This window comes from uncultured Lactobacillus sp. (assembly GCF_902491705.1).
Taxonomy (GTDB): domain Bacteria; phylum Bacillota; class Bacilli; order Lactobacillales; family Lactobacillaceae; genus Lactobacillus.
This window is the reverse complement of record NZ_CABUIW010000078.1, coordinates 1-7,078: the sequence shown is the minus strand read 5'-3', so window position 1 is coordinate 7,078 and position 7,078 is coordinate 1. Positions and strand designations below refer to the sequence as shown.

8 protein-coding genes are annotated in these 7,078 nt (G+C 34.8%); 5 read left to right on the top strand and 3 right to left on the bottom strand.

Annotation, left to right across the window (positions count from 1 at the left end; all coding sequences use genetic code 11):
- Positions 1-54 precede the first annotated feature (54 nt).
- The gene (locus RDN22_RS10600; RefSeq protein ID WP_308558074.1) at positions 55-1,425 is read right to left on the bottom strand and encodes a glycerophosphodiester phosphodiesterase; all 1,371 of its coding nucleotides are present in this window, start codon (positions 1,423-1,425) and stop codon (positions 55-57) included.
- A gap of 87 nt (positions 1,426-1,512) precedes the next feature.
- Between RDN22_RS10600 and RDN22_RS10595 the strand changes: the two genes are divergently transcribed.
- Genes RDN22_RS10595 through RDN22_RS10575 form a run of 5 tightly spaced genes read left to right on the top strand, consistent with a single transcriptional unit; the run spans position 1,513 to position 5,219 of the window.
- Complete coding sequence (locus tag RDN22_RS10595) at positions 1,513-1,833, top strand: hypothetical protein (RefSeq protein WP_308558073.1); 321 nt, start codon at positions 1,513-1,515, stop codon at positions 1,831-1,833.
- Between the two features lie 15 nt (positions 1,834-1,848).
- On the top strand, positions 1,849-3,207 hold the full coding sequence (locus RDN22_RS10590; protein WP_308558072.1) for a bifunctional UDP-sugar hydrolase/5'-nucleotidase: 1,359 nt from the start codon (positions 1,849-1,851) through the stop codon (positions 3,205-3,207).
- A gap of 13 nt (positions 3,208-3,220) precedes the next feature.
- Positions 3,221-3,844 (top strand): YutD family protein, encoded by a 624-nt coding sequence (locus RDN22_RS10585; RefSeq protein ID WP_308558071.1) that lies wholly within the window; start codon positions 3,221-3,223, stop codon positions 3,842-3,844.
- The gene (locus RDN22_RS10580; protein ID WP_308558070.1) at positions 3,844-4,614 is read left to right on the top strand and encodes a TIGR01457 family HAD-type hydrolase; all 771 of its coding nucleotides are present in this window, start codon (positions 3,844-3,846) and stop codon (positions 4,612-4,614) included. Before RDN22_RS10585 ends, RDN22_RS10580 begins: the two co-directional genes overlap by 1 nt.
- Positions 4,611-5,219: a TIGR01906 family membrane protein gene (locus tag RDN22_RS10575; protein WP_308558069.1), complete on the top strand. Its 609-nt coding sequence runs from the start codon at positions 4,611-4,613 to the stop codon at positions 5,217-5,219. Before RDN22_RS10580 ends, RDN22_RS10575 begins: the two co-directional genes overlap by 4 nt.
- Before the next feature lie 13 nt (positions 5,220-5,232).
- Here RDN22_RS10575 and RDN22_RS10570 read toward each other — a convergent pair whose 3' ends face one another.
- Both RDN22_RS10570 and RDN22_RS10565 read right to left on the bottom strand, forming a co-directional pair.
- Entirely contained in the window at positions 5,233-5,883 is a 651-nt protein-coding gene (locus RDN22_RS10570) for a VTT domain-containing protein (protein WP_308558068.1), read from the bottom strand.
- A gap of 9 nt (positions 5,884-5,892) precedes the next feature.
- Positions 5,893-6,888 (bottom strand): NAD(P)/FAD-dependent oxidoreductase, encoded by a 996-nt coding sequence (locus tag RDN22_RS10565; protein ID WP_308558066.1) that lies wholly within the window; start codon positions 6,886-6,888, stop codon positions 5,893-5,895.
- Positions 6,889-7,078 lie beyond the last annotated feature (190 nt).

The window sequence follows — 7,078 nt, the reverse complement described above, 5'->3', positions numbered from 1 at the left end:
ATCGACTATCCCGTCGGATAATCAATTCACTATTAAGCTTAGAATGTTTTGTTTTTAATGAATAATTTTGTTAACGGCTTTTTGTTTTTCACGATAAGTTGGCTCAATTAGTTTTTTATTTGGATTATATGTTAAAAGCGCTAAGTTATCGTATTGGCTAACTCTTGGTAACTCATTATAATCTGCAAAAGCTTGTTTATTAAAGAAGCCGTAAAATAGAATTCTGTTTGCCTTGATCCAGCCTAATTTGGTGTAAAGCCACATGTTTTTAGGAGTGCCGTTAAAGTTTTGAATCTTGAATAATTTATTAGTAGGTAATGTTTTATTAGTTTTGGCTTGATTGTCAGGATAGCTGTATACTGCAACTTTAGTATCAGGTTTAGCCATAATCTGTTTATTTTTATATGGAGCAATATCTTTTGGACTTAAGTCTAGGTTAACAAATTCAGCAGAAATAAATGTTTTTTCAGCAATTTGATAATAAAGTCGATCGTTAACTCGAACGCCGTAAGTTACGTTGATTTTTTGTCCTGGATAAACATATTTCTTTTCTTTGATTCGAATATAAGGATTCATCATTGTGGCAGTTTTTGTTTTACCAAAATAAATCCCTGACCGATTAATCGCGTATTTTTTAGTTCCGCTTTTTGCTAATTTATATTTAAAACCAGTAGCTGGAAAGTTGGTTACTACGCCATCAACGTTGCGGTTAATCAGCCAGTGCCATAAAGCAGGTGATTCATCCATTTCAGCCCAGACATAAAGTTGCTTGTGCAATTTGTGAAGCCAATGGATTAAGAAGGGATGCTCTTGGACGATATCTGATGAAGCATTGACCGCATTGACTTGCGGTAAAATACTGAAGTTGATTCTTTTTAAGCTACCCACAATCAAAATTAGATAAGCATCAGGCATTAATTTTCTTAAATGAAATAGGCTTGCTGCAGAAAAAGAGTGAATCATAATTCTTTTTTGCATATGATATTCTTTAACTACCTGTGCTATTTTGTCTTCAAGTTCATAAGAAGGATTAATGCTATGGTCTATTTTTGTTTCTAAAACGAACTTAGTATTGGGCCTATGCTTATAATATTTAAAAAGTTCATTAAGCGACATTACATGTTCGCCATTATCATACCTTAGCTGTTTAAGTGTCTTAAAGTCATTTTGTGATACAATTGCATGTGTATGAGTAACTCGATAAAGATCATCATCATGAGAGATGACCAGTACTCCATCTTTAGAAAGTTGGAGATCGAGTTCAACGTAGTCGGCACCAGAATTGAAGGCGGAGTTATCAGCCTGAATTGTTTCTTCGGGATATTTGATAGGATCGCCGCGGTGACCAACGACAGTAAAACCGCTAGTTGTAAAAAAGACTAAGCTAAAAAAAATAGCCCAAAACATTTGGCTTTTAAATTTCATGTGTACACCTCTATCGCATACTTACAATAGCATGGTTACACATTTTTTTCTATTTTTTATAGTATGATTCTTTTATTCGGTGATTTAATGGAACAATTGGATTTAATTGAAGAAATTACAAGAAATGATGGCAGTCGATATTATGAAATTTCTAATATCGATCAAAATGGGATTGCGGAATTAGCTGCAGACCATGGAGCTATTAAAAGCGTTAGAATATTGCAGTTAAATATTCCACGAACTAAGGCATTAATTGAGTACGAAAAATATATCAATGATACTTATGATTTACAGACGTTAACAAATGAAGACGACTGGAAAAATCCAAAATGGGTAGAATGGGATAAGCCTAAGGGAAAAATCCTAGATGCGTATAATATGATATTAAAAGCCAATCGAATTGGTTAGAAAGCGGCATGAAAAATGGAAACATTGCGAATTTTACATACAAATGACCTTCATTCACATTTTGAACATTTTCCTAAAATTGGACGCTATTTAAAAAAGGCGCAAGCAGATACTTCAGTTGATGAAGTTTATACTTTTGACGCAGGAGACTTTATGGATCGCTCGCACCCGTTGACTGATGCTACAGAAGGTCAAGCTAATATCAAACTGATGAATGGCTTTAAATACACGGCATTAACGATTGGCAATAATGAAGGAATTTCTAACCCTCATTGGGTTTTAGAGCACTTATTTGATCATGCGAATTTTCCTACAATTTTGGCAAATTTGCGTGAAGAAGACGAAACAATGCCTAAGTGGGCAGTGGGACACAAGATTTTAACTACCAAAAAGAAGACACGTATTGCTTTAATCGGGTTAACTGCCGCTTATCCAATGACTTATGGTCCTAATCACTGGCACGTTAAGATGCTAGGCAGCACAATGGATAATGAGTTAAAGAAAATTGAAGGCCAATACGATATGCTGATTTTGATTACGCATGTTGGCTTAAAGATGGATCGATGGCTGGCTAAGAATTATCCGCAAATTGATTTAATTGTTGGTGGTCACAGTCATGATTTAATTGCTAATGGTGAAAAGGTCGATCACACCTGGATTACTCAAACTGGCAAATGGGGCAATTATGTTGGCGATATTCATGTAGAATTAGAAAATCACCACGTAACTAAGATTGTTCCTAAGACTGTTGCAACTGCATCTATGCCAGAAGAGCCGGAAGACGAAGCAGTGATTAAAGGCTACTATGAAAAAGGCAAGCAAATGCTTTCTGAGCGTAAAGTAGCTAAATTACCTGAAAAGTTTGCCGATGACAAAGTAGCTGCAGTACAAGCTTCTCTTGATGCAATTGCTAATTTTGCTAAAACTGACTTGGCAATTTTAAGTTCTGGTTTATTTTTGACTCCATTTAAGAGTGGCATTTTAACCCAATTCGATTTGCAAAACGCTTTGCCTCACCCAATGCATGTTGTTCGCTCAACATTAAAGGGAAGCGATTTGTGGCGTTTAGTAATGGAAATCGAAAAGAACCGTCACTATCTTGATCATTTTCACTTGCAAGGCATGAGCTTTAGAGGCAAGATTTTTGGTCAAATGTATTACAAGGGTATCAAAGTAGACATGCGTAAACGCATTGTGTATGTGAATGGCCGTGAAATTGATCCAGAAAAAGACTATCAATTAGCGTGTTTGGACCACTATGTCTTAGTACCATTTTTCCCAACTTTGGCTATTGTTGGTGAAAATGAATTCTTATTCCCACAATTTTTACGTGAAGTTGTAGGAGACTATTTAGCCAAAAAATATCCGTTATAGAGATGTGAAGTAAATGACTGAAAAAAGTAAAAATAGTTCAGAAGAAAATAGCGAAGAGAAAACAAATAAATTTGAAAAAGAGCAGCCACTTCGTCATCCCTTGGCTAACGTAGCTCAAGATGGTAAAAGTATCAAAATTAATGACCAGCTTTATAGCGTTATTGCTAATGAGAGGGATGCACTTGATTTAGAAGTCTTGCGTAAAAAATATGATCCTTACTTAGATCAATATGATTATTTGGTAGGAGATGTTTCAAGTGAGCACTTGCGACTAAAAGGCTTTTATAAAGATGAAGCTCGTACGTCGATTGATAAAAAAGAGTTGGCTATCGTGGATTATTTAACGGAGTATTGTAATCCGGGTGGACCATATTTTATTTTGGAATTGACTCATCCTACGCATTTTTATCAGCATTCAAAGAAAAAATCGCGTGAGCATTATGAACGTAAACATAATAAAAAAGAAGAGTTTCGTTCAAGACGACATTACAAAGAACGTCGTAAAAATGAGAATAATAATCCGTTTAAAAAACGACGCGTTCATCAAACTAAATTCAAGAAAAAGCAATCAATTGCAATAAAGAAAGAATTTGGACGGCATCATTCATTTATTATTAAAAAGAGAAAGGGAAACTAGTGAAAGATTACCGCTTATTTATGATTGACTTAGATGGTACAGTTTATCGCGGAAGCGAGACTGTTGATTCTGGAGTAAGATTTGTTCATCGCTTGATTGAGCATAATAAAGACTATTTATTTTTAACTAACAATACGACAAGAACGCCGCAAATGGTTGTAGATAAATTAAAAGGTCATGGTGTTGATACCGATATTGATCATGTTTATACTCCAAGCATGGCTACAGTTAGTTATATTTTGAATCACGATCATAAAAAGAAAATTGGTGTGTACATCATTGGTGAAATCGGGTTGTGGACTGAGATATTGAAGCACCCTGAATTTGAGCTTAATGAAAAAGATCCAGACTACGTAATTGTCGGAATGGATAAAGATTTGACTTATCACAAGGTGCGAGTAGCTTCACGCGCAATTAGAAATGGCGCAACCTTTATTGGAACTAATGCAGATATGAATCTTCCAGCAGAAGGAGAACTTATTCCTGGTAATGGCTCACAATGCGTCTTTGTAGCTGCAGCTAGTGGTGTTCAACCTTTATACATTGGTAAACCTGAATCAATTATCGTTAATATGGCTTTAGAAAAAATGGGCTACACTAAAGACGATGCTCTTTTAGTAGGCGACAATTATGATACAGATATTAAAGCTGGCTTTAATAGTGACGTTGATCAAATGCTGACTTTAACTGGTGTAACTCAAAAAGAAGACATTAAAGACAAAAGACAACCAACCATTTTGGTTAATAATTTAGATGAGTTCAAACTATGATCACTAAAGACAATATTTTCTCGGTTATTTATCACTTTTTATTTGCTTTAACTAGCAGTGTAGTGGGCGCAATTATTGCAAGCTGGCCACTACTCTTTATTTTTATGATCGTTCAGAAGACATATGAGACCGTTCACATGTCTTTATTTAAGGTTATGCATAACTATAACCAGTTGATGGTTTATTTGCTCTGGCCTTTTAAAAAGCGGCTTAAAATGGATGATTTTCCTACTTCTCCAAATGCTGCCGAACACTTTGCTGAATGTAAGCAATTATTTGTGTTGGCTGCATTAGTTTTTATCGTTTGTCTAGTACTGCATTTTGTCTTTAAAAAGCAAAGAAAAAAAGCATTGCTGAATTTAGATAAATCAGCAGCGCTTATTTTGCTCTTGCTTCCAATTGTTGTATTTCCTTTTGCGGTGACGAATTTTGATAGTTTCTTTGTGATGTTTCACCATATTTTGTTTAACAACAATGATTGGTTATTTGACCCTAATACGGATCCGATTATTAATGTTTTAACTGAAGGATTTTTCGCTTCATGCTTTGCAGTAGCGGGAATCATCTATGAATTATATTTTGCAGAAAAATTATTGCGTAAATGAAAAAGAATTCCAATTAATGGAATTCTTTTTTTAGTGACAATTTTTTCTTTAAAGCGACAATAGCGATTGGCACTACTGAAACAAGAATAATAGCAATTACGATCATTGAGAAGTGATCTTTTACAAACGGAATATTGCCAAAGAAGAATCCGATAACCGTAAATAATCCTGTCCAAAGTAAGCCACCTAAGACATTATAAGTAATGAACTTACCATAATGCATCTTACTACCACCTGAAATAAATGGCACAAAAGTACGAATAAATGGAATAAATCTTCCTATAACAATCGTGATTGGACCGTGCCGTTCAAAGAACTTTTCAGCAGCTAGTCGATTATTTTCATTGATTAATTTGTTAAACCAACTATGCTTTTCTCCAGCTCGAGTAGACCAAGCACCTATTTCGTAGTTAGCTGTATCACCAATAATTGCTGCAAGGGCAACTGTTAAATAAATTAACCAGACGTTTAATCCATATTTGGAATTAGCTGCCATTGCACTTGCTGCAAAAATAAGAGAATCTCCTGGCAGAAATGGAAATACAACTAAACCAGTTTCAATAAAAATAATGGCGAAAAGAATTAGATAAGACCAACCGCCAAATTGATTGACGATGGTGATTAAATGATCGTCAATATGCAAAATAAAATCAATTAAAGCCATGCACAACTCCTACATACTTGTTGAATGGATAGTTAAAGTCTTTTCTGGAAATAGGCTACGCATAATTGATGTAATGGCAATTTGTGCTTCACCAAAACCTAGAGCGATTAGTGGAACGCGTCCAGGATAGGAAACAACATCGCCTACTGCATAAATTCCATCAATGTTAGTTTTCATTGCTCGATCAACTGGAATATTTGTCCCATCAAGGTCAATACCCCATTTTTTAACGAAACGATTATTTGCTCTGAATCCATATGCTACTATGATTTGATCAAATTGTTCGTGGCGTAGTTGATCTTCACCCATTTTCTTAAGACTGATGTACAACTTATTATCAATTAATTGAATGTCTTTAGGAAGATATGGAGTAAGAATTTCAACGTTTTTTAAAGATTTTAGTTTTTGAACATTTGATTCTAGTCCGCGAAATTGTGGACGGCGGTGGATGAGTTTAATGTCAGCATAATTTGATAATTCAAGTGCTAAATCAAGTGCTGAGTCGCCACCACCGAAAACACCAATTGTTTGACCTGCAAATACTGTAGGATCTTTGATAAAGTAATGAACTCTTTTTTTAGTTTCATCATCCATTTTGAGTGGGAGTTCTTTGGGCTTGAATGCTCCTGCACCTGTAGCAATAATTATGCTGCGGGCAAATACGGAATTATCAATTGTAAAGCCATCTGCAGTTTTAACGATATTTTCGATTTTATGATTAGTTGCTATATCTGTCTCATTTTCTAAATTATCTGATAGTCTATGGATTAAATCGTGTGCGCAAATTGAGCCAAAGGCAGGGATGTCAGTTATTTGTTTAAAAGGATAAAGCATTTGCGGTTGTCCACCTAATTCAGATAATGAATCAAAAAGTATTGTGTTTAAGCCATGCAAATGAGCAAAATGTGCGGTAAATAAACCAACAGGTCCACCGCCAATGATACCTAAATCAAATTTTTTAATTTTAAAAACCTCCTTTAAGTATTGATGTATCAACTTTAACATGAATCAAAGCTTTTATCATTTGAAAATTTTACTTGCTCGTTTGGAATAAATAGGTTATATTATTGAAGTCGCGTTTTTAAGAGCGACGAAGTAATTAATAAAAAAGTGCTTGCAATTATTTAGCAAGTATTATATATTAATAAAGTCGCTTCGAGAGAGGCGCGAGAGCTTCAAAAAAGCGAGCAAGGAA

Excerpts from the sequence above, each read along its gene's own strand:
- RDN22_RS10570 (WP_308558068.1), bottom strand. The coding sequence starts at position 5,883 with ATGGCTTTAATTGATTTTATTTTGCATATTGACGATCATTTAATCACC.
- RDN22_RS10595 (WP_308558073.1), top strand. The coding sequence starts at position 1,513 with ATGGAACAATTGGATTTAATTGAAGAAATTACAAGAAATGATGGCAGT.
- RDN22_RS10575 (WP_308558069.1), top strand. The coding sequence starts at position 4,611 with ATGATCACTAAAGACAATATTTTCTCGGTTATTTATCACTTTTTATTT.
- RDN22_RS10600 (WP_308558074.1), bottom strand. The coding sequence starts at position 1,425 with ATGAAATTTAAAAGCCAAATGTTTTGGGCTATTTTTTTTAGCTTAGTC.
- RDN22_RS10590 (WP_308558072.1), top strand. The coding sequence starts at position 1,849 with ATGGAAACATTGCGAATTTTACATACAAATGACCTTCATTCACATTTT.
- RDN22_RS10585 (WP_308558071.1), top strand. The coding sequence starts at position 3,221 with ATGACTGAAAAAAGTAAAAATAGTTCAGAAGAAAATAGCGAAGAGAAA.
- RDN22_RS10565 (WP_308558066.1), bottom strand. The coding sequence starts at position 6,888 with ATGTTAAAGTTGATACATCAATACTTAAAGGAGGTTTTTAAAATTAAA.